The organism is Micromonospora sp. WMMD723 (assembly GCF_049863385.1).
Lineage (GTDB): Bacteria > Actinomycetota > Actinomycetes > Mycobacteriales > Micromonosporaceae > Micromonospora > Micromonospora wenchangensis.
Window position 1 is genome coordinate 4,614,618 of record NZ_JBMKNR010000001.1, and the last position, 25,696, is coordinate 4,640,313.

At 68.6% G+C, this 25,696-nt stretch carries 21 protein-coding genes; 13 read left to right on the forward strand and 8 right to left on the reverse strand.

The genetic code is table 11. The annotated features are described in order from the left end of the window. Positions 1-656 precede the first annotated feature (656 nt). Complete coding sequence (locus ACN261_RS20440; RefSeq protein WP_425851593.1) at positions 657-1,823, forward strand: hypothetical protein; 1,167 nt, start codon at positions 657-659, stop codon at positions 1,821-1,823. Between the two features lie 4 nt (positions 1,824-1,827). Continuing rightward, entirely contained in the window at positions 1,828-2,391 is a 564-nt protein-coding gene (locus ACN261_RS20445; RefSeq protein WP_363656126.1) for a cysteine hydrolase, read from the forward strand. A gap of 135 nt (positions 2,392-2,526) precedes the next feature. Here the strand turns inward: ACN261_RS20445 and ACN261_RS20450 are convergent, their stop codons facing one another. After that, positions 2,527-4,935, reverse strand: coding sequence for a hypothetical protein (locus tag ACN261_RS20450; protein WP_425851595.1), 2,409 nt, complete (start codon positions 4,933-4,935; stop codon positions 2,527-2,529). A 1,151-nt stretch (positions 4,936-6,086) separates the two neighbouring features. Here ACN261_RS20450 and ACN261_RS20455 point away from each other — a divergent pair. The 5 genes from ACN261_RS20455 to ACN261_RS20475 are packed head-to-tail and all read left to right on the forward strand — an operon-like array spanning position 6,087 to position 10,911. Beyond that, on the forward strand, positions 6,087-7,310 hold the full coding sequence (locus tag ACN261_RS20455; RefSeq protein WP_425851597.1) for an extracellular solute-binding protein: 1,224 nt from the start codon (positions 6,087-6,089) through the stop codon (positions 7,308-7,310). Positions 7,311-7,321: 11 nt separating this feature from the next. Next, a complete protein-coding gene (locus ACN261_RS20460; RefSeq protein ID WP_425851599.1) occupies positions 7,322-8,293 on the forward strand; it encodes a carbohydrate ABC transporter permease in 972 nt (323 codons plus the stop codon). Next, a complete protein-coding gene (locus ACN261_RS20465) occupies positions 8,290-9,207 on the forward strand; it encodes a carbohydrate ABC transporter permease (RefSeq protein ID WP_421481294.1) in 918 nt (305 codons plus the stop codon). Before ACN261_RS20460 ends, ACN261_RS20465 begins: the two co-directional genes overlap by 4 nt. A 40-nt stretch (positions 9,208-9,247) precedes the next feature. Continuing rightward, positions 9,248-9,964, forward strand: a complete 717-nt coding sequence (locus ACN261_RS20470; RefSeq protein ID WP_425851601.1) for a substrate-binding periplasmic protein — start codon at positions 9,248-9,250, stop codon at positions 9,962-9,964. Continuing rightward, on the forward strand, positions 9,961-10,911 hold the full coding sequence (locus tag ACN261_RS20475) for a cation diffusion facilitator family transporter (RefSeq protein WP_425851603.1): 951 nt from the start codon (positions 9,961-9,963) through the stop codon (positions 10,909-10,911). The genes ACN261_RS20470 and ACN261_RS20475 overlap by 4 nt, the downstream gene beginning before the upstream one ends. A 67-nt stretch (positions 10,912-10,978) precedes the next feature. Here the strand turns inward: ACN261_RS20475 and ACN261_RS20480 are convergent, their stop codons facing one another. Next, positions 10,979-11,515 (reverse strand): alcohol dehydrogenase catalytic domain-containing protein, encoded by a 537-nt coding sequence (locus ACN261_RS20480; RefSeq protein WP_425851605.1) that lies wholly within the window; start codon positions 11,513-11,515, stop codon positions 10,979-10,981. A gap of 210 nt (positions 11,516-11,725) precedes the next feature. Between ACN261_RS20480 and ACN261_RS20485 the strand changes: the two genes are divergently transcribed. Further along, on the forward strand, positions 11,726-12,256 hold the full coding sequence (locus tag ACN261_RS20485) for a peptidase inhibitor family I36 protein (protein WP_425851607.1): 531 nt from the start codon (positions 11,726-11,728) through the stop codon (positions 12,254-12,256). Between the two features lie 45 nt (positions 12,257-12,301). Here the strand turns inward: ACN261_RS20485 and ACN261_RS20490 are convergent, their stop codons facing one another. Genes ACN261_RS20490 through ACN261_RS20500 form a run of 3 tightly spaced genes read right to left on the reverse strand, consistent with a single transcriptional unit; the run spans position 12,302 to position 17,068 of the window. Continuing rightward, positions 12,302-16,273 (reverse strand): trypsin-like peptidase domain-containing protein, encoded by a 3,972-nt coding sequence (locus ACN261_RS20490; protein WP_425851609.1) that lies wholly within the window; start codon positions 16,271-16,273, stop codon positions 12,302-12,304. Beyond that, positions 16,270-16,635: a CU044_2847 family protein gene (locus tag ACN261_RS20495; RefSeq protein WP_425851610.1), complete on the reverse strand. Its 366-nt coding sequence runs from the start codon at positions 16,633-16,635 to the stop codon at positions 16,270-16,272. The genes ACN261_RS20490 and ACN261_RS20495 overlap by 4 nt, the downstream gene beginning before the upstream one ends. 10 nt (positions 16,636-16,645) lie before the next feature. Beyond that, the gene (locus ACN261_RS20500; protein ID WP_425851612.1) at positions 16,646-17,068 is read right to left on the reverse strand and encodes a hypothetical protein; all 423 of its coding nucleotides are present in this window, start codon (positions 17,066-17,068) and stop codon (positions 16,646-16,648) included. A gap of 806 nt (positions 17,069-17,874) precedes the next feature. Between ACN261_RS20500 and ACN261_RS20505 the strand changes: the two genes are divergently transcribed. Then, the gene (locus ACN261_RS20505; RefSeq protein ID WP_421481301.1) at positions 17,875-18,654 is read left to right on the forward strand and encodes an isocitrate lyase/PEP mutase family protein; all 780 of its coding nucleotides are present in this window, start codon (positions 17,875-17,877) and stop codon (positions 18,652-18,654) included. 219 nt (positions 18,655-18,873) lie between these two features. On the opposite strand, the gene ACN261_RS20510 is transcribed toward ACN261_RS20505, so the two are convergent. Continuing rightward, complete coding sequence (locus ACN261_RS20510) at positions 18,874-20,115, reverse strand: PucR family transcriptional regulator (RefSeq protein ID WP_421481302.1); 1,242 nt, start codon at positions 20,113-20,115, stop codon at positions 18,874-18,876. A 383-nt stretch (positions 20,116-20,498) separates the two neighbouring features. Between ACN261_RS20510 and ACN261_RS20515 the strand changes: the two genes are divergently transcribed. Both ACN261_RS20515 and ACN261_RS20520 read left to right on the forward strand, forming a co-directional pair. Beyond that, a complete protein-coding gene (locus ACN261_RS20515; RefSeq protein WP_425851614.1) occupies positions 20,499-21,785 on the forward strand; it encodes an NAD(P)/FAD-dependent oxidoreductase in 1,287 nt (428 codons plus the stop codon). Between the two features lie 176 nt (positions 21,786-21,961). After that, positions 21,962-22,291: a TraR/DksA family transcriptional regulator gene (locus ACN261_RS20520; RefSeq protein ID WP_421481304.1), complete on the forward strand. Its 330-nt coding sequence runs from the start codon at positions 21,962-21,964 to the stop codon at positions 22,289-22,291. Positions 22,292-22,364: 73 nt separating this feature from the next. Here the strand turns inward: ACN261_RS20520 and ACN261_RS20525 are convergent, their stop codons facing one another. Both ACN261_RS20525 and ACN261_RS20530 read right to left on the reverse strand, forming a co-directional pair. Continuing rightward, positions 22,365-22,628 carry a potassium transporter TrkA gene (locus ACN261_RS20525; RefSeq protein ID WP_421481305.1) on the reverse strand — a complete coding sequence of 88 codons (264 nt, stop codon included), beginning with the start codon at positions 22,626-22,628 and terminating at the stop codon, positions 22,365-22,367. 71 nt (positions 22,629-22,699) lie between these two features. Continuing rightward, positions 22,700-23,452: a rod shape-determining protein gene (locus ACN261_RS20530; RefSeq protein ID WP_425853634.1), complete on the reverse strand. Its 753-nt coding sequence runs from the start codon at positions 23,450-23,452 to the stop codon at positions 22,700-22,702. 604 nt (positions 23,453-24,056) lie between these two features. Between ACN261_RS20530 and ACN261_RS20535 the strand changes: the two genes are divergently transcribed. Together ACN261_RS20535 and ACN261_RS20540 are read left to right on the forward strand one after the other, a co-directional pair. Beyond that, the gene (locus ACN261_RS20535) at positions 24,057-24,842 is read left to right on the forward strand and encodes a rod shape-determining protein (RefSeq protein WP_425851616.1); all 786 of its coding nucleotides are present in this window, start codon (positions 24,057-24,059) and stop codon (positions 24,840-24,842) included. Positions 24,843-25,051: 209 nt separating this feature from the next. After that, positions 25,052-25,696, forward strand: coding sequence for a Dps family protein (locus tag ACN261_RS20540; RefSeq protein ID WP_421481307.1), 645 nt, complete (start codon positions 25,052-25,054; stop codon positions 25,694-25,696).

Below are 25,696 nucleotides of genomic sequence, written 5' to 3' on the forward strand. Positions count from 1 at the left end.
CCGGCACAGCCGGATCGGTAGATGCAGCGCGCGCAACCGGCCTCACTCGCTTCGCTCGCCCGGGACTTACCGGGGTCGACCGCCATGCGGATCAAGGCGAAGTTGCTGCTCAACGGGCTACGCGCGCTCATTCCTGTCGCTGTGGAGTTGTCAACTAACGACCTGATCCGGCGTCTCATGGGCGTGCGGCAACGGCGTGCCGTCGTTCCCCGAGCCATCCGGCCGGTACAACGTGGCGTTGTATTCGAGACGCTACAGCGCCACGTTGTATTCGTGCAAGCACCTGTACCGCGTAGGCTTGTACTGATGACCGACGCTGACCTGCCCGCCGACTGGTGGACGACGGACCACGTACGCACCTACCTCGCTTCGGTAGGTGCCCCGATCAGTCGCGCAACCTGGGCTTCTTACGTCTCACGCGGCCAGGCTCCCGCGCCCGACCGGATGTTCGGCCGGTCCCCGGCGTGGCAGCCCGACACGATCCGGAAGTGGCAGGCGGACAGGCCGCGTAAAGGCACCACGGGCTAGATCGGTTCATCTGGTGCCTCCTGTCTTCGGCTCCCGTCTGCGGCGGCACGTTGCTCGCCTGCCAATGAGACTGCCTGGTGCGCGGCGATCCGGGCAGGTACTACCTACGGACACGAAGGACACGACCCATGTCCACTGAGGTCCCTCTGCAGTTCAAGCCGAACCTTGTCCTGGTCAACCGCCGGAAGGCGGCCGGCTGGGAGTCACGCAAGCGCGCTGCGCGCGAGCTGCACCGCGTCGGCCAGCAGCGCGGCATCCGGGAGACGCCCACCGTCGAGGCCATCGAGAAGGCGATGTACCGCCACGAGACGGGGCGCGTCGCCGTCACCGACCCGATCTACCGCCAGCTCTACTGCCTGGTGTACGACGCGAAGCCCCACGATCTGTTCGGTGAGCTAACCAGTGGCGCTGAGGACCGACCGCACTTCTCAGCGCGATCCCACAAGTTCGTGACAGCGTTCGTCGGTGCCGATGGCGCTGCCCGACTGCGGGAGGCTGCGGGCTGCACGCCAGCCGTGGGGGAGTGGCACACCTGCTGCTCGGCACCCGTCGAGCACCCGGAAGGCGACTGCACGCTGTACGTGTGGCCGTGCGGGTCCGTGGTTTTCCACCTCGTCGAGCCAGTGCAGTTGTCCACAATCGCAGCTCTGGCCGCGTGGCGGGTGGCCTCTTACGGTGACAACATTGCATGGGCTATCGATTACCTCGCGCCCATTTCACCAGTAGAGGACGAGTCTGCGGTATATGTGCTTGGCGCTCATTGGGTGGTCGAGCCAGCGTGGCCGGCGGAGTTGCTAGGAACTGCCCTACGCGTCATGTCGACGCCAAAGGTGTTGCTACACCGTGACCGCCCCATGGATGACGAACACCTGGCGCACGCCGAACTGATCGAGCAGTCTTTGCTATCTGAGGCATACGACCACGTTGGCATCGAGTCGTTCGGCGTGCAGGGCATCTCGGTGGGATACGCCTCATGGTCCGGAGTCGTCTACCATCCGATCTCAGCCGAGCGTTCCTTGACGGAGGCTGAGGTAATATCCTGCGAGCTTGCGATCCAATCCATGTGGGCGTATTGCGACGCAATCGCCCGCCAGGTAGAGCAGGGGCGGGACCCATGGGTGCCGTCCGAATACGGGTGGCGCTACCTTCGGGGAGTGCGCTCTCGCCTTTATGTTTCCCGTCTTCGAGAGCCCGGCCAGCATCAGGCGATGCGGAGGGCAATTCTGCGGACGTGTGACCTAATGCCAGCCCTAGACCAAGCCATCGAAACCCTTCGTGAGACGGATCGAGGTTGAGCCAATGACATCGAGTCGCACTGTACTTGTCGTGACCGACATGCAAAACGGCTTCGTGCGAGAGCAGTCGGCGCACATCGTTCCTGTCGTTGTCGACTTGGTGCGCCGCTGGCAGGCGGCCGGCGGCGACACACTTTTCACCCGGTACCTGAACTATCCGGGCAGTCCCTTTGAGCGCTTCTTTGGCTGGCAGCGGCTCCAGTCTTCCCCCGACATTGACTTCGTGCCCGAGTTGCGCCCGTACGTGAATCAGGGCTTGGTGCTAGACAAGAGGATCTACAGCCCATTCACGTCGGAGGGGTTGGCGCTTTTTGAGCAGCGCGCATGGGAAGAGTTCTACTTCTGCGGCATCGCTACCGAAAGCTGTGTCTTGAAGGGTGCCGTGGACGCATTCGAACAAGGTTTCACGCCGTGGCTGATCGCGGACGCTTCAGCAAGCCACGCGGGCACCGAGGCGCATGAGGCGGGTCTACTGGTTGCACGGCGGTTCATCGGTCCCGATCAGGTAATCGGGCTGGCCGATATCCCCGCCGCGCTCATCGACCTGTCACCGCAGTTACCAGTGTGACCGGAAACCCTTCGACCTTATGTGCACGCATAGGGCATCTGAGATACCTCAATCGCAGCCAACAGGAAAGGTGCCCACGCACGCAGGAGCTGCGTCTTCCTTCGCGAAAGGCGTGGTGGGGGCTTGTCGGGTCGATCAGCCCATCCCGCCCTTCACGGAGTGCGCGTGCGGAACGTTTCCCGAGTTCGAAGGGTCGGCCGTTCTTACTGGATAATCCTGCCACATCTGAGCAAAAGGAGAGTCGCTTTCGGAAACAAACCTCAAGACCTCATTTGGCTCAGCAAATCGAGCGGCTGGCATGATGTGCTGAGAATGCCCGAGCGAGGGTAGGTCTAGCCAGCTAAACCGCGACGGGCGGTGGAAGACAAATTCCCTTCCTCGGCCGTCGAGAAACAGTATTTCTTGCCGGCTTGCATCGTCAGAGGTGGTCTTAACCCGGCGAAATACCTGTCGGCAGAAGCCTGCGTCCTCTAGCCACGTCACGGCGTCACGAATAGCATCGACCGCTCGCTTCAGAATCTCGATGTCGGGAATGCTTTGCCGTCCATGCGCCCATTCATTTCGCGCCTCGTGTGCCTCGGCGCTTACCAGTCTCTGACTGATCATCCGAAGTTGCTGAACGATGAAAGACCTACTATCTGGCAGTAGGTTGAGGAATGGTGAGGTTGAGCGGAATGCGAAGCTCTGCAGTTCCTGCTTGGCCGCCCAGTCGGGGATACCGCTGGCTGCTCTCTCGAAGTCGCCGCTTAGTGCCTCTTGCTCTGACAAAAGATCGCCTAGAATCTGGAAACCGCGCGTCAGGGCGTAAAGGTCGGGTTTCGTGTTGAAGCGAACCGCAAATTCACCTTCTTGTCGACTGCCCCGTCCAAGGGCGTCGAGCCTAAGTCGCGCTCCTTCCTCGTCTACACTTGGGCGGTAGACAAAAGGACGTGGACTAGAAGCGTGATCTGTTGTCAACGCCCAGGTAGTGTAGTAGAGAGCTTCGCGGAGAACGGACTCAAGCTGCGGAAAGTACGCACCTGTATTCCCACGAATTCGGTCAACGTCACGTGACGTCAATGTCGGTGGAGCTTGCCGTAGCGCCTGAAGGACTTTCTCATGCAATTGCCAGAAGTCCTTGTGCGGATCTAGGAGGTCCTCCACCGAGAAGCCAAGCTTCCACATGACTGCGTTGACTCTCTCGTCGTCCGTGGTGAGGATCTCCTCAGCAAGGCTGAGCCGCGAGGCAGCCACAACAAAGTTGCTTCTGCGCGCAAGCAACAGGGATGAAACGACCTGGCGAGGCTCGCCCCGTTGCAGATAGTGCTCAATCTTGGCTTCGAGACTCGGGCCTTCCTCGCCTCGAAGCTGCCATTCGAGATCCTGTCGGTCGCGTTCGTCGTCCATTCGATACATCTGCCCAACAAGTCGACGTAACCGCATGAGGCCTAAAGGCAGGTCACTTGAGCGGATCCTAAGACCAAACCTCCCTAGCTCTGGCTCAAGTCCGTAAGCGCCTGTTTCCTCGCCCTGGTTGACCACCGGCCGCCGAACTTCGCCTAAAGGTACTTTGATTGTCTCATCCATGACCAAGGTGTCTATGCCTGAGAAAATCGCTACATTGGACGCACAGAGCGTGAGCTGAAGTAGCTCGGCAGCGTTTAGGTCGCCCGCCATGCGAGCCGATGGCCCGTTCTTTAGTCCGACTGCCGACGCCACCTGCCGAACCTCGTTTTTGGTGTTGTCAAGGAGCCATTCGACAAGGCGGCGCTGCTCATCGAGAGTTAAAGAATCGCCGATCAGGTATGCGACGCAATCGCCCGCTAGATCGTCATATACATTGCTGGCGGCTAGGTCGATCTTTTTGAGGAATCCTCTCCAGTCGCTGACATTTTTCGCATCCTTGTCGAAGATCTTTTCTGAGATCGAACGCCACTCGTTCACCGGTGCCAGTTGGTCAGACGAGAGGTTACGGTAGTGCGTGCGTGTGCATCGCGTGTCGGAGCAGTGGAAAGGGATGTCCTTCTTGGGGGGAATTACTCTTCGAATGGGCGACTTAATCAAACCGAAAGGCCCTGTGATGAATCTTCCTAGCTGAAATACACCTTGCGGCGTGCCGTCAAGTACTTCTTGGGTCTCCTCCGCCGTCAAAAAGTTTCTACTGGCCCCGAAGGGCATGGAGTTGATTTTGTCGTATAGTGCGCGTCCGTAAGTGTATGGGAATAGTATTTCCCTGTTCTGGATTTCCTTGCTCACTATTTCGGCCAGCTTGCCGTGGTCCGACCCAACGGGATCAATCAAAAGGTCTGTATGAAAAAGCCTAAGGTAGCAAATGAAACGGGCTTCGGGATATTTGATTCCCTTTTTGACGAAGCTATCCGTTACGCGTTCTCCTAACGGTGATAGCTTCACTGTCTCATACATCTCGCGCGATACCCTGTAATTCCGTCGGATTATGCATTCAGTAAGCAATTCGCGCAAGTCTAGCAATGTCTGGAGAGGCTCTCGACACTCTTCGCCGCCATATAGGCTCACCAGTTCTTCGAGGCTCTTCCGCTCACTCATTCATTCAGGCTAGAACACCTGGCGGGACTGGGGAAGTGCGCGCTTTGCCTTTCACGCAATTCGCTTAGCCTTAATCCGCGCATTTTGGGCGAATTGCTCATGAATCTGTCTGATAGCCGACATGCAGTCGCCCTCTGCCTCATCCTCCTGCAGATCGCTAGCGCAGCGTCCTGACGACGCGGCTGGGGACCAAGCGGGGACCACACGTCATGCGCGATGCTGGCCGCCATGCCGTTGACCGCACGGCTTGATCTTGGGCATAGCGTGTGTGACGTGCGGGAATGCTTACCGAATCGTCCTGGGGGTCAAGGGGTCGTCGGTTCGAATCCGGCCGTCCCGACAGACGAAAAGCCCTGATCAGCGAGAACGCTGATCAGGGCTTTGAGCTTTTCTTGGGGGATTTGAACGCCCCCGGTCCCCCGGTTAACCGGTGTCGGCGACCGGCCCGTCAACTGCCGTGCGCGGGTGCTGGCCATCGCGAGCTCTCTCTGGCTCTGCTCGCCATGGCACTTTCTGCGATGCTCGTCTACATGCCCTGTTGCCTGCCCCGTCCCCGGAACATGACAGCCGGGCATGGCAGGAGCATCGCCATCCCGAGCGCCGGGTAGGTGTGCGGCGGAGAATGCGGGCCGCACGGTAAGCCGTCGGCGAACCCTCGGATCGACCCGGCGACTCAGGAGCCGCCTCGGGTCGCCGGGACGGGCTCGTCGGTCAGCCCGGCCGCCAACGGTGAGGCGACCCGGTCACTTGCTCTCTCGGCCCCCGATTCGCCGCCGTCCGGTGATACCACCCCGTCGTAGTTGTAGACGACGAGCGTGGCGCGATCACGTTGGTGCTGCTTGGTGGTGCGTCAGCCTGCTCTCCGGCTGAGCCGAGCGCTGAGGCTTCAGATCACGCAGCCTTGGCTCTCAGCCCTGAGAAGTCGCGGAGAGTAGCGCCTCTCGTCGATGCGTTTAAAGAACCCACCCGATGGAAGAGGTATCTATCGGCATCCATCGAGGGAGACGACGTTGACACACGGTAGACGGCCCACGGCGGTGCTGATGACCCTCACCCTTGCTGCTACGACCGCACTTGCCGGTTGCGGCGGCGTCGGTGGTGGCGGAAGCGACGCGGGCGGCGCAGCGAAGGGTTCCGGGACACTGACCACGATGGGTTTCGGCCTGTCCGACGAGATCGCGGAGTCCCGTGTCGAGTCGTTCAGGAAGGCCAATCCGGATGTCAGGCTGACGATCACCGAGGGCAGTTTCGACGAGCAGCAGTTCCTCTCCGCCGTCGCCTCGGGTAGCCCGCCCGACCTGGTCTACCTGGATCGGAAGCTGATCGGCACCTACGCCCGTAGCGGTGCGGTCCAGCCGCTGACGGACTGCGTGCGGGAGCAGGGCATCGACCTGGGGCAGTACCGGCCGGACGCGCGAGCCCAGGTCACCCTGGATGACACCGTCTACGGCATCCCGGAGTTCTCCAGCGTACGGGTGCTCTATCTCGACGAGACGGTGCTCGAACAGGCTGGGATCAGCGCCGACCAGGTCGACGTTGCCGACTGGGCGGCCCTGCCGGCGCTGGCGACCAGGCTGGCCCGGGTGGACGGCGGCAAGGTCACCCGGATCGGCCTTGACCCGAAGATCCCGGAGTTCCTGCCGATGTGGGTCCGGGCCAACGGCGGAGAGATGATCTCCGCCGACGGCCGGACCGCGAAGCTGGACGATCCGTCGGTCGTCGAGGCGGTGCGGACCACCACCTCGCTGATCCAGGTGCAGGGCGGCTGGGGCAACGTCAAGTCCTTCCGGGACACCTTCGACCTGTTCGGGGCGAAGAACCCGATCGCGCGACACCAGATCGGGGTGTGGCCGTTGGAGGACTGGTTCCTCAACCAGATCGCGAAGAACTCCCCGGACGTCCCGTTCGTCGTCAAGCCCTTCACCGACCGCCAGGGCAAGCCTCTGACCATGGCCAACGGTCAGGCATGGGTGATCCCCAAGGGCGCAAAGAACCCGGACGCCGCCTGTACCTTCGCCAGAACGGTGACCGCCACCGACACCTGGATGACCGCCGCGAACGCACGACTGGCGGCCCGGAAGGCGCAGAACCTGCCGTTCACCGGCGTCTGGACCGGCAACATCCCCGCCGACAAGAAGATCTTCGACGAGCTCTACCAGCCCAGCGGCAGCCCCCGGTTCGACGACGCGGTGCAGGTGATCCGGGCGGCCCAGGATGCCGCGTTCTCGCTGCCGGCGTCGCCGGCCGGCGCCGAGTTCGACAAGGCCTGGACCGATGGGGTGAACCGGGTGCTGTCCGGGCAGGCGCAGCCGGCCGACGCGATGCGCCGCGCCCAGCAGGAGGCCACCGCCGCGCTCGACCGGGCGTCGAAGTAGCAACCGCAGCCATGACCACCCCTACCACCGACACCGCCGGAGACGCTGCCCGCCCCCGGCCCACCAGGCGGCCCCGGATGACGCCGACGGCCCGCCGGGAGGCCCGCTGGGCGTACGTCTTCCTGCTGCCGTGGATCGTCGGCTTCCTGGCCTTCACCGCCGGCCCGATGGTCGCCAGTCTCTGGCTCAGCTTCACCGAGTACGACGTGATCAACCCACCCCGGTTCACCGGCGGGGACAACTACCAGCGGCTCGCCGCCGACCCGCAGGTGCTGCGCAGCCTGACCAACACGATCTACTACACGCTGCTGCACGTGCCGCTGACCATGGTGCTCTCGCTCGGGCTGGCCGTGCTGCTGCGCCGGGTCGGTCGCTGGCAGGGTTTCTTCCGGACGGTGTTCTACCTGCCGGTGATGACCCCGGCGGTGGCCGTCGGCGTGCTCTTCCTGCTGCTGCTCAACACCCAGAACGGTCTGGTCAACCGGGCGCTGGGCCTGGTCGGCGTCGACGGTCCGAGCTGGACCACCGACCCGGACTGGGTGCTGCCCGGCATCGTGCTGATGAGCCTGTGGAGTCTCGGCTCCAGCGTGATCATCTATCTGGCGGCGTTGCAGAACGTGCCGCGCGATCTCTACGAGGCGGCTGAACTCGACGGCGCCGGTGGCTGGGCACGGTTCCGCCACGTCACCCTGCCGATGATCTCCGGCGCGCTGTTCTTCACGTTGATCGTCAACACCATCGCCGGGCTGCAGATGTTCACCGAGGTCTACACCATGTACTTCGGCAACCGGCAGAACGCCGGGTCCTTCAACAGCGACGCGGCCAGCTTCTACGTCATCCGGCTGTTCCAGGAGGCGTTCCAGTTCCTGCACATGGGCTTCGCCTCCGCGATGGCCTGGGCGCTCTTCCTGGTCATCGCGCTGATCACGCTGGTTCAGGTCAGGTTGTCCCGCCGGTTCGTCTACTACGAGGGGGACTCGTGAGCATCGCGGTGCGCCGGGGCGTACCCGGGCAGGTGTCGGGCGCGACGGGAGGGCGGCGACCGGCGGGTGTCGGGCGGGACGGGCCGTCGTGGTGGGCGCGGGCGCTGCGGCTGGCCGCGCTGCTCGGTGCCACGGTGCTCTTCGTGGCCCCGTTCGTCTGGCTGGTCGCGGCGTCGCTGCGCCCCCGGGCGTACGTCTTCGACACCGGCTTCCTGCCGGTGCCTTTCGCGCCGGAGAACTACCGGACGGTGTGGCAGGCCGTCCCGCTGGCGCAGTGGCTGGGCAACAGCCTGGTGGTGTCGCTCGCCGCCGCCGCTGCGGTGACCATCTCCAGCGCCTGGGTGGCGTTCGGTTTTGCCTATTTCCGGTTCCCGGGGCGCAACCTGCTGTTCGGGCTGGTGTTGGCCACGATGATGCTGCCGTTCGCGGCGACGATGATCCCGACCTACCTGATCTGGTCGGAGGTGGGGCTGGTCGGCACCCAGGTGCCGCTGTGGGCGGGCAACCTGTTCGGCTCGGCGTTCTACATCTTCCTGATCCGGCAGTTCCTGCTGTCGTTGCCCCGGGAGTACTTCGAGGCCGCCCGGGTCGACGGCGCGAGCTACCCGCAACTGTTCTGGCGGATGGCCTTCCCGCTGATCCGCCCGGCGCTGCTGGTCGCGTTCGTGTTCGAGTTCAAGGCGAGTTGGACGGACCTGCTCAAGCCACTGATCTACCTGCGCGACGAGCCGCTCTACACCCTGCCCCGGGGGCTGAAGGTGATGGTCGACCGGTTCGGCTACGGCGGTGAGCACCAGCAGTGGGAGGTGCTGCTCGCCGGGACGGTGATCTCCACCATCCCGATGATCGTGCTGTTCTTCCTGGCCCAACGGCACTTCGTCGAGGGCATCGCGACCACCGGCCGCAAGGGCTGAGACGGCTGCGGGGCCGACGACCTTCCCGACAGGAGGATGAATGCGACGCGGTGGCGCGGTGCTGACTCTGATGATGCTGCTGGTCACGGCATGTGGCCTGCCGCGAGACACGGCGAACACCCTCGCTGGCGTCCGCGACGGCGTGCTGAGGGTGGGCGTCACCGAGAACCCGCCCTGGGTGACGGTGCCCGACGAGGGTCCACCCTCCGGTGCCGAGGTGAAGCTGGTCGCCCAGTTGGCTGCGGAGTTGGGAGCCGAGGTCGAGTGGTACCCCGGCCCGGAGTCCGAACTGATGGCCGCGCTGAAGGACCGTGTCCTCGATGTCGTGGTCGGCGGCCTGGATGCCAAGGCACCGTGGACGAAGGAGGCGTCGCTGACCCGACCGTACGTCACGACGCGCACCCTGGTGGCCGCCCCCGCCGGCGTCCGCGTTCCCGACGACCTCACCGGACACCGGGTGGCCGTGCGCGGCGGCACCGCCGACGTCGCCGCGTTGACCAGCGAGGGCGCTGACGTCGTGGCCGTGGACGAGGTGACCGGCGCGGAGGGTCTGCCCGTCGTCGTCGGCGAGTGGCGGCTGGCCGAACTCGGGCTCACCTCCTCACGGCACGAACTCGCCAGCACCGATCACGTGTGGGCGTTACCGCCCGGCGAGAATGCGTGGCAGGTGGAGGTGGAGCGGTTCCTGCTGGAGCGCTCGCATGCCGACGTCATGCGGCTGCTGGTCGAGGCACAGCGGGCGGAGGCGGCCCGATGAGGATGTACGACCGATTCGAACTGCCCCCGGACAAGGCCGCTCTGCACCGGCGCGCGATCCGGCTGGAATGGTGGACCATCGCCTTCTTCGTGGCCACCGTCGCCCTGCTCGCGGTGACCCTCGGGCAGTCGCAGGCGATGAAGGCCGCCTGGATCGAGGACATGCTCGGCCTGGTCCCACCCGCGGCGTTCCTCATCGCCGCCCGGTACCGCAACCGCGCCCCGAACGAGCGCTTCCCCTACGGCTACCACCGCTCGGTGAGCGTGGCGTTCCTGACCGGCTCGGTCGCGCTGCTCGGTCTCGGCGGATACGTCGTCTACGACTCCGCGGTACGGCTCATCGCGCGGGAACGGGCACCGATCGGCCTCATCGAGGTCTTCGGACAACGGTTCTGGCTGGGCTGGCTGATGATCGCCGTCCTGTTCGTCACCATGGTGCCGGCCATCCTGCTCGGCCGCGCCAAGCAACGGATCGCCCGCCAACTCCACGACAAGGTGTTGTTCGCCGACGCCGAGATGAACCGCGCGGACTGGCTCACCGCCGGCGCCGCCATCCTCGGCGTGGCCGGCATCGGTATCGGTCTGTGGTGGGCCGACGCCGTCGCCGCCCTGATCATCGGCGGGGACATCGTCCGCGACGGGGTCCGGACCACCCGCGGCGCGGTGGCGAACCTGATGGACAACAAACCCCGCGTGGTCGACGGTAGCCACGAACACCCACTGCCTCACCGGTTGCTCACCGCCGTCCAGGACCACGACTGGGTCGTCGACGCATGCCTGCGCCTGCGGGAGGAGGGCCACGTCTTCGTCGGCGAACTCATCGTCGTGCCCCGGGAAGGCACGGACCGGCTGGTCGACCGGTTGGAGGAGCTACAGCAGTTCGCCCGCGACTTCGACTGGCGCATCCACGACCTGGTCGTCGCACCGGTCCACCGCCTCGAAGCCTGAGCCGGCGTCACCATTCTCGACGCTCCCTCACGGACGCTGCGACAGGGGTCTATGCCTGCAGCGTCGGTCATCCCCGACGAAGGGCTTCGACGCCCCCGCCCACATCCGGCACGCCTCCGGTGGGGGTTACGGGCACCGTCCAGCGGCCGATGTCGGCGAACGGCACCCGGACGTACTCGGCCTGACCACCGTCGTAGCCGCCACAGGTGTGTGAGTAGCCGTAGATACCGCCTACGGCCGTGGCGGTCGGGTTGACGTTGTGGCAGTTGCTGAACAACCCTCGGGCGCAGAAGAAGCACGAACCGCAGTAGACGTTGAAAGGCACCATGACCCGGTCGCCCGGCTGGACGTTCCGTACCGACGGACCGACCTCGTCGACCACGCCGACGAACTCGTGGCCGAAGGTGTGCCCGACCCGGGTGTCGGGCATCATCCCGTGGTAAAGGTGCAGGTCGGGCCCGCATATCGCTGCCCGGGTCACCTTGATGATCGCGTCGTTGGGGTGCTCGATGGCGGGACGGTCCTTCTCCTGCACCCGCAGGCGGTACGGACCGCGGTAGACCATGGCTCGCATGACTGCCTCCTGAACCAGGTAGCCGGTCACGAAACACGGCACCGCCCGGTCGCGCAGATGGCGACCGGGCGGCACCGGGTTTCACGCACAGGATCAGGCGTTGTGGTTGGCGAGCGTTGGGTGTCATGTCCCGCCGTCAGCACGTGGCATCGCACGGACGGTCCCGACCGGATACCGGGGCAGGGAGGTCCCGGTTCCGGTAATGTTATCGACGATCATCAATGCGGCGAGGTGGGTGCCGTGCTGGTTGCCGCCGCAGCCAACCTGAAGGAGAAGACGGTGGACGCAAGAACGATCGTCGCGACCGGTGCCGTGCTGGGTGTGCTGGGCCTGCTCGGGGTACCCGGCTCGCCGGCCGTCGCCAAGGAGCAGCCGCGTAACTGCGCGGTCAACGTGGACACCCGCGTACTGCGCTGTGCCGATACCGAGGCGCAAGCGCTGCGCGCGGTGGGGGCTACGCAGGCCAGCGTCGTCATCGCCCGCACCTACGACGGTACGGGCTTCAGCGGCGCGCAGTTGGCCTGGGCTCAGAACGGCAGCTGCACCCCCGAGTACGACGTCGAGTTGCAGTGGGACGACCTGCGGACGACCAGCGGGGGCAACTGGAACAACCGAATCACATCGGTGCGCACCTACAACCAGTGCGACGTCAAGTTCTTCGACGGGATCAACTTCACCGGTGCCCAGTCAGTCTGGATCGACGAAGCCTCCAACCTCGCGACCATCGGCGACGGCTGGAACAACCGGGCTGGCTCGATCAAGTTCTCCTGATCGCTCGTGCGGCGGTGCTCACTGCGTGGCAACGGTTCAGGGAACTCATGGCTTGCAGGACGGGGGGCCGGGTTCGTCGGGGGCGTACCGCTTCCACTCCGCCCCGGTGGGTGGGCCGTGGCGGGCGCACAGCTCCGCGTACGCGACCCGGGGCGCCGGCACGTACCAGTCCCGGGTCTGGAAGACCTCGTCCACCGACTCGACCAGGACGCCGTCGGTGCTCACCGCCAGGCCCGCGATCCGGGACGGGTGGCCGGTCCGGGTGGCGAGCAGGCGTGCCGTGGCGATCTCCCAGAAGCGGATCGTGCCGGGCTCGCGGAACGCTCCGTCGCTCACGGCGAGGACCGACCCGTCGGCGATGAACGCCAGGGCCGTCGCCTCCTTCGCGTCGTTGGACTGCAACCGGGTGAGCAGGGCACCGGTGCCGGTGTCCCGGATCTCGACCGGTCCGTCGCGGCTGCCCGTCGCGAACCGGGTGCCTGCGGGATCCAGTGCCAGTGCGCTGACCGGGTACCGGTAGGTGGTGCGGTAGTCGTGGATCAGCGTTCCGGTGTCCGGGTCGTAGAACCGGACACCGGTTTCGCTGCCCACGGTGACCAGGGAACCGTCGGGGGCGAAGATCGCCTCGTGGACGAAGAAGTCGCCGCCGGTACGGATGATCTGGGTCAGCCGCCCGGTGGCGATGTCCCAGATCCGGACCCGGTCGTCACTGCCGGAGGCGGCCACGCGGGTGCCGTCGGGGCTGATCGTCAGACTCGCGACGTAGTCGCTGTCGGTGCTCATCGGACCGGCGATCTGCCTACCCGAGCGCGGATCCCACACCCGTATGCGATTGCCGGCCCCGGCCGCGACGACCCGCCGGTCAGGGTCGGTGGCGACGTGTGACACCGCTCCGACGGAACCTGGCAGCGGTACCCCGTAGGGCTGATCGGTCGTCGCCTCCCAGAGGCGGAGGTTGTCTTCGCCGTCGACGGTGGCCGTCAGGGTCGACGTCCCGGCCGTGGTGACGGGCAGCGTTCGCCCCCCGTCGAGTGGCCGTGGCGCGGTGGTCGGCGCGCCGGTGGTCGAGTCCCACAGCCGGATCCGGCCGTCGGCACCGCCGGTGGCGAGGACGCGACCGTCGGCATTGAACGACACCGACCACACCGTTGCGCCGTGGCCGGTGATCGGCGGACCCACCGGCACCCGGGTGGCCGGGTTCCAGAGACGGGCGGTCCGGTCGATGCCGGCGGCCGCCACCCGGGTGCCGCCCGGACTGACCGCCACGGTGAGCACCGGCTCGGAGCCGGCGGGCAGGTCGGCGAACCGGCGTCTGCCGACGTCCCACAGGGTGACGTCGCCTCGGTCACCGCCCGTCACGAGTTTCGTCCCGGTGGGGTCGAAGGCCAGGGCACGGATCGAACTCCGGGTCGTGATCGGGGAGCCGACGGCCCGGCCGGTATGCGGGTCGCGGAGAACCACCGTCTCGTCGTCGGCGGCGGATGCGAGCCACTTGCCGTCCGGGCTGAACGCCACCGCCTGCACCCGGGTGGAATGCGCGACCGAGGCGATCTGCTCGCCGGTACCGCGGTTCCAGACACGGACGGTTCCGTCCCACCCGGCCGACGCCAGACGGGTGCCGTCGGGGGCGAACGCCACCGAGCTGACCCGGTCGGTGTGACCGGTGAGCGGTCCGCCGGTGGGCTGTGCCGTCGTGGTGTCCCACAGCCGGATGGTGCCGTCCGCCGCGGCCGACGCCAGCACCGTCCCGGCCGGGTCGTACGCCACGGCGGTGACCGCCCCGGTGTGCCCGGCGGGTGGCGCGGCAGCGGGCCGCCCGGCGGCCGTCTGCCAGACCCTGCCGGTTGCCGCCTGCCAGAACCGGACGGTGCCGTCTTCGCCGCCGGACGCCAGCTGCCGGCCGTCCGGCGAGAACGACACGGCGTGGACTGCGCCGGAGTGACCGACGAAGCCGGACTGCCCCTCGGTGAGGCGCGCGGCCAGGGCGTCCCCGGCCTCGGCGGTGGGTGCCTGCTTCCAGGCGGCGACCGCGAGCCGGCGGGCGGTCACCGGCTGCGTGCCGTCGATGCTGCCACTCTGCGCCGCGAGCTGCCGGGACAGGGCGATGGCATGCTGCTCGTTCGCGTTCCTGGCGTAGCGGAGCGCGGCGACTGCGGCGACCGTGGCGACGAGGGTCAGCACGCACAGGCCGGCCAGCAGGGTCCGGCGTGCCCGGGTCGCCCGCCTGGCGGCCCGCTCGCTGGCGGCGAGGAAGACGGTCAGGTCCTGGGGCAGCCGCCGGTTGGCCGACCAGTCCCGTCCTTCGCCGAGGTCCCGGCCGCGGAGCAGTTCGGCGGGCTCGCGCCGGTCGGACCAGCGGTGCTGCTTCTCCTCGACGCGCTGCAGCCACTGCTGGAACTGCTCGTCGTTGCGCACCCAGCTGCGCAGCGTGGCCCAGTCACGGATCAGCGCGTCGTGCGCCAGCTCGGCGACCGGTTCGGCACCGGGTGCCGGGGCACTGGTCACCACCAGCCGTTGGGCGGTGAGGACCGCCAGCACGTCGTCGGCGTCGCCCGCCAGTTCCCGCAGCTCGGACAACCGGCGTCGGCGGCGCACGGCGGGGATGTGGTGCGCGGCGTCGGCCGGGCGGACGAGCGCCGTCAGGACGTCCCGGCTGGCGACCTGCGGGAGACCGGTGACGGTCTGGTCGCACCAGGTCGTGATGCTGCCGCGCAGGCCCCCGAACCTCTCGTACGCGCGGTGCGTCAGAACCCCGTCCTCCTGGCTCTCCCACAGCTGCTTCAGCGCCACCTCCAGCAGCGGCAGGACTGCCGTGGCCGCCCGGGGATCGGCGGCGAGGACGTCGTCGATGATCCGTTCCGGCAGGCCGTCCTGCAGCCGCGCGCCGCCCGCGGCGGCCGGTGCTTCGATGATGTCGTGCAGTTCGGCGCGAGTGAGCGTGGCCGGGATGTTGATGATTCCCGGGCCGACGAGCTCGAGCAGGGCGGGCGCTTCGGCGGCCAGCCGGGGGTAGAAGTCGTCCCGCATGACCAGCAGCACGGTGCGTCCCGGCCGCCCGGCGGCGACCAGACCGTCGAGGACCGGCCCCGCCGCGGGCGTGATGAGCAGGTCCTCGAACTGGTCGATCACCAGCAACTCGTGTTCCCCGAACGGGAGGCCCGCATCGTCCGGCCTGACCACGATCGTCGACCACGTTGCGCTGCCCGGCAGCCGTCCCCCCGCGAGCGCCGGGAGGACACCCGCCTGGACGAGCGACGACTTCCCGGCGCCGGACGGGCCGAGCAGCAACAGCAGCGGTGGCCGGTCGGCCAGCGCGGCCACGACCCGGTCGACGGCGCCGGCCCGGCCGTGGAAGACCCCGGCGTGTTCCGGCCCGAACGGGTCCAGGCCCCGGTACGGGCAGGAATCGGACACCGCCAGCGCGGGCCAGGCCGACCGCAGGGCCGCGACGGACGTCGCATACCCGATGCCGGTGCCCCGGTCGAGCGCGTCCGGGCGGGTCACCGCAGAGACCATGCCGATCACCGCGTCGGCGCTGTCGTCCCACACGGGGCTGCCGCTGAACCCCTGGGTCAGGTCGTTGGCTGCGGTGAGCTGCAGCAGTGCCGGTTGCAGCAGGTCACCGGCCCGCCCGTACCCGAAGTGGCCGCCGGGACCGGCCTGGGCCGGGAAACCGAAGGACCGCACCCGGTTCCCCCGCCGGCCGCCGGACCCGGCCAGGGGGAGCGGTCGCAGACCCCCAGGGACCGAATCCAGCCGTACGAGGGCGATGTCGTCGCCGTCCGGCGGCTGCCAGCCGTCGGCCAGCACCCGGCCGCTCACCATCGGGGTGCCCGCCGCCTGCGGGAAGCGCAGCCGCACCGGGTCGCCGATCCGGGCCCCTGCCGCCAGCACCACGTGCGCGCAGCTGACCAGGACGTCCTCGGCGATCAGGAAGCCCGCTCCGGCCGCGGTGTCCCGCGCGTCGAGGATCTGGGCCACGCTGCTGGCCCACCGCAGGTCGACGGCACCGGTCACGCGATGTCCATGCTGCCCGATTCCTCCTGCACCAGGACCTCTGGCCCGTCCCGCCGCCACTTCATCTTGACCTTGAGGTTGCCGCTCATCGCCGTCTTGGTGATCACCGCACCGGCCTGGGCGGACAGCGCGATTCCGAACTCGACCTCCAGTTCGGCCGGCCTGGCCCGGCTGAGCTGGTCGAGCAGGACCTGGGCGGCGTCGACCACCGGCTCCAACAGGTCCTGCAGGGTCGCGGACATCTCGTGCACCCGGTCGCCGACGCGACCGGCCTTCACCGGGCCACCGGCGGTGTCCACCTCGGCCGACTCCACCAGGACGACGCCGCCCCCGGCGAGCGGTATCCGAGCAAGCTCAGTCATCGACACCCCTTCACTTCTCGGACTCGAGTACACGCCAGGGCTTGGGGAAGAAAGCCCAATGACCGTTGACGTACGTCAGACCGTTGTACGCCATCCCGTGCTCCTCGCCGGGAACCACCATGTCGATGGAGTAGATCGTCAGTCCAGGCCGCAACTGGTCCTTGATTTCCTCGTACCCGCCCGGGAAGTTGGCCTGGGCGTCCTTCCCCCAGGCCCGCAGTTCCTCGGTGGTCGCGCCCCAGACCCGTACCTCCGTCTGGTCCGGCTTGGCGAACGGTGCCGCCGTGGGCGGCATCGAGGCCCAGAGGCCCTTCTCGTAGAAGCGCTGCGCCCGCTCGGCGAAGGCCGGCTCGAACAGCGCATGATAGTCCGCGGTCGTCGGGCGCAGGGAGGCGACCAGCGCGGGATCGCCGTGCGCGGCGAGCTCCGCCATCAAGGCTCGGGCACCCTGCTTGTCGCCAGGATAGGCGGCCTGCACGGAGACGACAGCGGGCTCCGAGGACGGGCCGGCGGGGGTGCCGTCCACAGCGGAACAACCGCCGACAGCGACAAGCAAAGCCACGGCGGCCAAACTCCACGACGCCCGAAACGACTTTCGACTCCACACCATGGTGACTCCTATGCGAGGCGACGCGCGCAAGAGTGGCATGGCTCCGAGATCAAAGTGCGCGCAGCTCGCGATTCGCCACTGTCGACAATCAGACGCCCTGGGCACGGCCGGCGGCTGCCGGGCAGGGGGCTCAGACCGCCGGATCGAAGCCGGGCGACGACCTCGTAGCGGCAGTGGTCGCCCTGATGGAGCCGTACGGTCACGCGGTCAGCACGGCGAGACCGGCGGCGGCCAGGGTAGCGGCCCTCGACCGTCTCGGGGTCGACGTGCCGGACGCCGTCCGACCGCCCGGCAGACTGAGCGAGGGACCTACCGCATCCAGGTATCCCGGCCGGTTGTCCGCCGCAGGGCCCCGGGCACGGTGCCGCTGATCGTGCGCAGCCGGACGGCGTCGGTGGGCACTCGGAACGCGCCGTCGCGGAAGGCCACGACCTCGACTCCCCCGGGCAGTTGGAGAGCGGGGGACCTCAGGTCGAACGGCAGGTGCCCATGACGGCGGCCAGGGCGTGTGCCAGGATCAATGCCGGCGACTGGAGCAGGTGAGCCGCGCCAGGGACCTGACGCTCAGCATCCCTATGCCACGCCGCCCCGGTTGGAGGCGTGCTCGCTCTCATCGAAGGAGCCCGTGCGTGAGGGACTTCGCCGCGCTGCACCGCACTGCGGCGCCCCTCGTCCTACCGAACGTATGGGATGTCGCCTCGGCCCGCTGCCTCGTCGACGCTGGCTTCCCCGCGCTCGGCACGACCAGCCTCGGCGTTGCTGCTGCCAACGGCCTGCGCGACGGTGTCAACGCCACCGACGACCACACGCTGCGCCTCACGCGCAGCCTGGCGACGCTCCCGGCCCACCTCACCGTCGACATCGAGACCGGGTCGGTCGCCACTGCGGCTGCGGTGGCCGCAGCCGGTGCCGTCGGCGTGAACATGGAGGACGCCATGGGCCCGGCCACGGCGCACGCGGCACTGATCAGGTCGGTGAAACGGGAAGTGCCGGGTCTGTTCGTCAACGCCCGCACCGACACCCACTGGCAGCGTTCCGGCGACCTGGCTGAGACCCTGCGCCGGATACGGCTCTACGCCGACGCCGGTGCCGATGCCGTGTTCGTGCCCGGGATAGCGGAGCCCGCCGACATCGCCGCCGTCGTGGCGGCGGTCGACGTACCGGTCAACGTCCTGTTCCTGCCCGGACGACACACCGTCGCCACCCTGACCGAGCTCGGCGTACGACGGATCAGCACCGGCTCCCTGCTGTTCCGCGCCGCTCTTGCCGCATCCGTGCAGACGGCTCTGGCCGTCCGCGACGGCCTCACCGTCCGCGCGGACCTTCCCTCCTACGCACAGGTCAACGCGGAACCCGACGTGCGCCGCGGCTGGCCGGAGAACGACGAGACGGAAGGTCACTCCCGGTAGACCCACATGAACGCCACTCCGGCGGGGTTGCCGTGCGCTTCCCGCGCCCGCTGTCGCGGTCGAGGAACTCGGCGACGCTCACGCCCCGGCCGTAGAACGCGAACCGGATACCCCACGGCTTCAGTGTTCCCGGTACCGCGCCCGGGGCCCTGTCGGGTCGGCTGCGGTATCCACCAGCCGAGCAGGTCAGGGCCCGAGACCCGGCGCGTGAGGAGCAGGTCAACCGGCCGCAGGCAGCGGCTGTCCGGGCCAGTTGAGGGCGCGGGCACCGAGCACCGCGGCCTGCAGGGTGAACCGTTGGGCGGGGTCGGCCGGGTTGTAACCGGTGAGGGCGTGGATGCGTTCGAGGCGGTAGGTGACCGCCCGTACCGAGACGTGGATGCGTTTGGCGGTCTCGGTGGCGACGCCGCCGGTGTCGAAGTATGCCTGCAGGGTGGCTACCAACGGTTCGGCACCGCCACGGGCCCGGGTCAACGGGTGCAGCACGGCGTGCACGAGTTCGACGATGGCGGGTTGGTCGCGTAGCAGGACGCGGTAGATGAGCAGGTCCCGGGCGTTGACCACGGGGGTGGGCATGCGGAGCCGGCCCGCCATGGTCAGGGCCTCGCGGGCTTCCTCGTAGGAGCGGGCGATGCCGTAGAGGCCCGGGTGGGGCCGGCCGACGGCGATGCGCCAGGGTTGTCCGTGGGGCAACCGGCGCAACTGGTCGTGCATGAGCCGGCCGAGATTGTCGTCGGTGTCGTGGCCGGCAGGCACACCGTCGGAGCCGGTGGTGTCGGCGGGAGCGATGACGACCAGGAGCCCGTCCTTGGTCGCGACAAGAACGTCACGGTCGCCGAGCCGGTCGAAGATGACCGCCTCCAGCGCCGTTGTCGCCGTGTCGGTGTCCGGCAGCCGCCGGCTCGGCGCGGCCAGGGCGACCTGGTGGACGCGGGCGAGGTCGAGGCCGAACGGTTCGGCCCGGTCGACCAGACCGCCGAGGTCGGAGTCGCCGCGCAGCAGGTCGTCGATGAGTTCGCGGCGCAGCGTCTCCTCATGGCGGACCAGGTCGCGACGGGCGACGGCATAACCCTCGGCCAGGGTCGCGACGGCATCGTCGATGACGTGCAGCACGGCGGCGGCCGCCGCACGCACGGCCTCACGGTCACGGCTACGTACGACGTCCGGAAGATCCTGCCACAGCCGTCGGGCGGCGGAGAGGTAGAGCTGCACCACCCGGCCGGCGGAGATGCCCTGCTCGGCGGCTTTGCGGCCGAGCGTCTCGACGGCGTCGAGTTCGGCGCGCTTGGGTTTGCGGCCGGTGATGGCGGCATCGGCGAGCAGCGGCAGGTAGTCGCCCAGCAACGCCACGGGCACGTTGCCGGCGTCACGGCTGGCGCTGGCGGCGACCTCGGCGAGCCACTGCCCGTCGGGTTCGGCCGCCGCCGGCCGCTGAATGCGCCGTGTGCCGTTGTCACTCACGTGGCCGCTCCCGTTCACCGTCGCGTCGAACCCAGCATCGCCCATCCTGGCGGCGGTAGACACCGATTCGCGGTCCGTACCGGTCGGCGAGCGCCGCGGTGGACCACCGGGACCGCGCCGCGGTGGCCACCCTGCGGTACGGCGGCACCGTGTACGCGGCACCCCGCCACCGCGTTCCGGACACGGCACCGAGGGCAGCGGTCCTGCGGTGGTGATCGTCTGATGGTTGCCGAGCGTCGGCAACGTATGACGGTTCAGCTGACCGGCCACAGCCCTGGCCCGGTTCCCGGTGATCAAGCGACCATGGCGGGACAGCAGGCCCGGACAACGTGGCCCACCAACCGATCGGCTGTCCAGCCGGCCCGGCGCGGCGGAGGAGCGGTATGTCTGACGAGCTCAGCATGACGGGCACTCCCGCGTTCGTGCACAGCTCACCGCGGGACGTCGCGGTGATCGGAGCGGGCATGGTCGGCTTGTCCACGGCCTGGTTCCTACAGGAAGCCGGCGCACAGGTGACGGTCTACGAGCGTCATCACCCCGGCGCCGGCTCGTCGTGGGGCAACGCCGGCTGGCTGACCCCGGGGCTGGCCGCCCCACTGCCGGAACCTGCGGTGCTGCGCTACGGTCTGCGCGCGGTGCTCAGCACCCGATCCCCGGTGTACCTGCCGCTGCGCGCCGACCGTGACCTGTGGCGCTTCCTGCTGTCGTTCGTGTTCCACAGCACCGCCCGGCGGTGGCGGCGGGGCATGGCCGCCTACGTCCCGCTCAACGAGCGCAGCCTGGACGCCTTCGATGCCCTCGCGGCCGGCGGGGTGAGCGCCGTGACGACGCCGGCCGATCCCTTCCTGGCCTGCTTCGCCCGCGAGCGGGACAGCCGTACCCTGCTCGACGAGTTGGAACAGATGGGCGACGCCGGTCAGGACGTCACCTTCCGCCCGGTGACCGGCCAGGTGCTCCGGTCGATGGAGCCCGTTCTGAGCGACCGGGTCGGCGCCGCCGTCCAGATCTTCGGGCAGCGGTACCTGAACCCTCCCGCGTTCGTCACGTCGCTGGCCGATGCGGTCCGGGACCGTGGCGGCCGCATCCTCGACAGCAGCGCGGTGACCGGTCTGCAGCCGGCAACCACCGACGTCCGCGTCACCGGCCCGTCCGGGCAGCAGCACCGCCATGACGCCGTGGTCATCGCCACCGGAGCGGCCTTCGGCGAGCTGGCCACACGCTTCGGGGTACGCCGCCCGGTGCAGGCCGGGCGCGGCTACAGCTTCAGCGTGCCCGCCGAACGGATGCCCGCCGGCCCGCTGTACTTCCCGACGCAGCGGGTCGCCTGCACTCCGTTGGGCAGCCGGCTGCGGGTGGCCGGGATGATGGAGTTTCGCCGACCCGCCGACGAACTGGACCCGCGACGCATCACCGCCGTCGTCGACGCGGTGCGGCCGTTGCTCGACGGGGTGAACCTCGATGACCGCCGCGACGAGTGGGTCGGTTCCCGGCCGTGCACTCCCGACGGCCTGCCGCTGATCGGCGCGACCGCCGCGCCACGGGTGTTCGTCGCCGGCGGCCACGGCATGTGGGGCATCGTCCTGGGGCCGGTCACCGGCCAGTTGGTGGCCCAAGCGGTGCTCAAGGGTGAGGTGCCCGCGGAGCTGACGCCGTTCGACCCGCTGCGTTAGCGGGCGCGTCAGCACTGCCGAACCTCCGGAACGAACGCAGCCCGCAGCCGTCGGGTCGAGACCCACCGGCGGGCGGGGTGGTTCACGACACCCACCGATCGCCAGGGCGGAGCCGTTCGAGCTTCCGCCCTGTGGTTTCCCGAAGCACTTCCGGCTTCCCGAGCAAGGAGCGGCACATGAGCGTCGACATCGAAGTATCCGATCAGGGCTGGCTCGCCGGCCTCCGCGCATCGCTGAGCGAGGACTTCGCCGCCCAGACGACCCGGCTCAAGGAACTCACGGAGATCTCGGCCGACACCGGCGACCCGGGCGAAGCACACAACCGCGCGGCACTGGTGGCGGCCACCCGGCACAACCTCGAACAGATCACCGGTGCGCTGCGCCGCATCGCCGAGGGCAGCTACGGCCGCTGCGAGAAATGCGACGGCCCCATCCCCGCCGAACGGCTCGAAGTGCTACCGCACGCCCGGTTCTGCGTCCCCTGCCAGCAGAAACACCAGGGCTGACCGAATGCCACGGCAGTGGCCGCGCCGGCGACGAGGCCGGCGCGGCCGCTGATCGTGGCAGCACCCGGCCCCGTCACCCGGCAGCCGGGTGACGGGGCCGGGTGCCGGTGACATCCACGTCGATGACGTCCAGGATCCCCAGCAATCCCGCCAACGCGATCGCCTCGCCCCGCGAGAGAGCCAGGCTGCAGGTGGCATCAGGATCGTCGCCGACGCCGTGGATCAGCTCGCGTCGACCGCCGGCGTAGTGGGTGACGACGCCGACCCGATGACCGGTGACGGTGGTGAACGTGTGGCACTCGCCGATGCCCGGCAGCGGTGTGAATTCGACGTCCATGACAGAACTCCGGAAGAAGGCGACCGCTCACCGCGGCCGGGAAGTGGATACGGATGCGGGACAGGCCCACGTCAGCCCGTGAGTAGCCGGCGCAGACCGGTGAGCGTGGCCAGCGGCGGTTCGGCGGGCATCGTGACGCAGCGGCCGGTCAACGCGGCCAACCTCGCGGCGGTTCCGGGGGCGGTCGCACCACCACCGGTGAGCAGCAGCCGCCGCTGACCGCCCCGCGGACGGTCGAGACGGCGCACACAGTCGGCGATCGCCGGGATCCGGTCGACGGACCCGGCGTCCTCGACACGCTCCACCGCGACGATGCTGCGGTCACCGATCCGTGCCACTTCGGTACGTCCGGATCCGATGTCCACCACGACCACGTCACCGCCCGGGTCAGGACGGCAGGCCAGAGCGGCCGCGAGTGGCTCCTCCACCGCGCTGACCCGTCCGCCGACGGCACGGCGGACCACGGCGACAAGCACGTTGCGCTGGCGCAGGGTCGCGGTCGCCGGCACACCGACCAGGACGGGATAGGCGGTGTCGGACGGTAGGCGGATGTCGGCGGTCAGCAGCCGCAGCAGCTGCACGCAGGCGAAGAAGTCACGCACCACGCCGTCGCGCACCGGCCAGGTGACGGTCACACCACCGGCCTGAGCGGTCAGCGCGGCCCGTCCGGCCACGTGCCGGTCGGAACCGGGACGGCAGAGCACCGCCGGTTCCGTGATCACCGTTCCCGACTGCGACGTCCACATCCGCACGGTGGACGTTCCGAGGTCAAGAGCAAGGCATGCCTGTACGCGCGGACGAGCGTAGGCACCGGCGGTCAGCATGTCGTCCACCCGGGTACGGCGGGGACCAGGTGTCGAGGGTCAACGAAGGGAAGCGACGTCGCCGGCAGCTCAACGGGCGTGCCGAAGCGACAGTCATGAACGAGGGGTGGCATGGTGCTCCCAGCCAAGGGGCAGCGTCGTGTCCGACGCCGCGCAACGGGCGGCTTCAGGCGGTGAGCGTCCACGTCGGCGGAGCCCGGTCCGCCGACCATGCCGGTACACAGCCCGGGACCGCACGGCGGGTCAGCCGGAAGACGATGCACAACCCGATGTCCCGGGCGGCGGACACGACCAACACCAGCACAGCCCACACGAGCAACGTCGGCAGCGAAGCTCGCCGGCCGACGCCCCCGAAGCCGCGCCCGTCACCCATGGCGGCCACCATAGCCGTCCGGACCAGGAACGGCCACGACAGCACGCGACCCGTCGGCCGAGGTCACCGGCGTCCGGCCTACCGAGCAGTCGGTGACCGCAGGCCGGGTTGCCGGGCGTCGGCAACGAGCGCGACGAAGTTTCGCCGGACCCGGCCGCTGTCACCGATCTGTTCAGCGGCGACGATCGGAGCCGGTGAACGCTCGTACCAATGGAAGTGATCGGTGTGACCGTGTCCGCGAACGTCCTCTCCTCCGACCAGCGCGCCGCCGGCATGTGTCGCCCGGCCCCGCCGACCGCGGTCGCGATCGACCTCGGCAGCAGCTCCATCGGCGTCTGGGCGGCGCACCGCGGCACCATCAGCGCGCCGTGCGGGGACGCGTTCCTCTCCGCCGGTTCGCTGATCCGGCGCGGCCGCATCATCGACGTCGACCGCTGCGAGATCCTGCTGTCCCAGGTGATCAGCCGCTTCAGCGAACCGGTACCTGCCGGCGGTGTCGTCGCGGCCTGCCGCCCGGTCCTGGCCGGCGACCACGACCGAGCCGTGGTGCGTCGCGTCGTCGAGGCGGTCCTCGCCCCCTCCCACCTGGTGTTCATCGACACCGTGCGCGCCGCCGCGATCGGTTCGGGAGCAGCCGCCGGCAGCCTGCTGATCGCCGACGTCGGAGCCCAGCTGACCGAGGTCGCCCTGCTGCACCACGGGCGGGTCGTCGCGGCCCGTCGCGCCGACATCGGCACCCGCGACCTCGCTTACGGTGCCACCGTCGACCTGGTGAGCGACGTCGTCGCATACCACATCGAGACCCTGCGGGCCGGGACAGCGCGGACGCGACTGGCCCCTGCCCTCACCCGCGGGCTGCTGCTCGTGGGCGACGGCGCCACCCATCCCGGCCTGTCCCCGGCGTTGTCCGCCGCGCTCCGCCTGCCGGTGCACCGCGCCGCGTCTCCCCGCACCGCGGCGCTCAACGGCGCCGGGCTGGCCGCCATGTCGTTGCTGCGCCATCCTGCCCGGATCTGACACCCGGCAGCGCTGAAGGACACCGCCCGGCGCAGCACCGCCGACACGATGTAGGCGCGGCGACGTATGCCCGGACGCACCGGTACGCCACCGGTGGACTCCCGATGGACACGGACGGTGCCCGAGAAGCCGACCCTCCCCGCGCTGACCCGAACTGCCGTCTCGACGTCACCGCGCTTCGCCACACCGATCCCGAACAAGGAGAAGAGATGTCGCCGAGCACCTACCAGCCGAACGTTCCCGCCTACACCGTCCCCGGACTCAAGCCGGACACCGCCGCCGAGGTGATCTTCCTGTTGCAGGACCGGCTCAACGCGCTCAACGACCTCGCGCTGACCCTCAAACACGTCCACTGGAACGTCGTCGGACCCCACTTCATCGCGGTCCACACCATGCTCGACCCGCAGGTCGACGCCGTACGGGTCATGGTCGACGACGTCGCCGAGCGCATCGCCGCTCTCGGCGGATCACCCGTGGGGACGCCGGGGGCACTGGTCAGGCAGCGCGACTGGGACGACTACCCGATCGGCCGGGCGGACACCCACGCCCACCTCGCCGCCATGAACGTCGTCTACGGCGCAGTGATCGAGGCGCACCGGGCCGCCATCAACGAGACGGAGAAGGCCGACCCCGTCACCCAGGACATGCTGATCACCCAGGCCGGACGCCTGGAGCAGTTCCACTGGTTCGTCCGGGCGCACCTGGAGACCGACGCCGGCACGCTGGTCACTCAGGAGACCCACGACGAGAAGGCGGCCGCCGAGCACGGCCGCAACGGCACCGCCACCCGCGTTCACCAGGCTCGGCGGACACCCGCACCGTGGCGCGGTGGCCCCCGGGCAGGAGGCCGATGA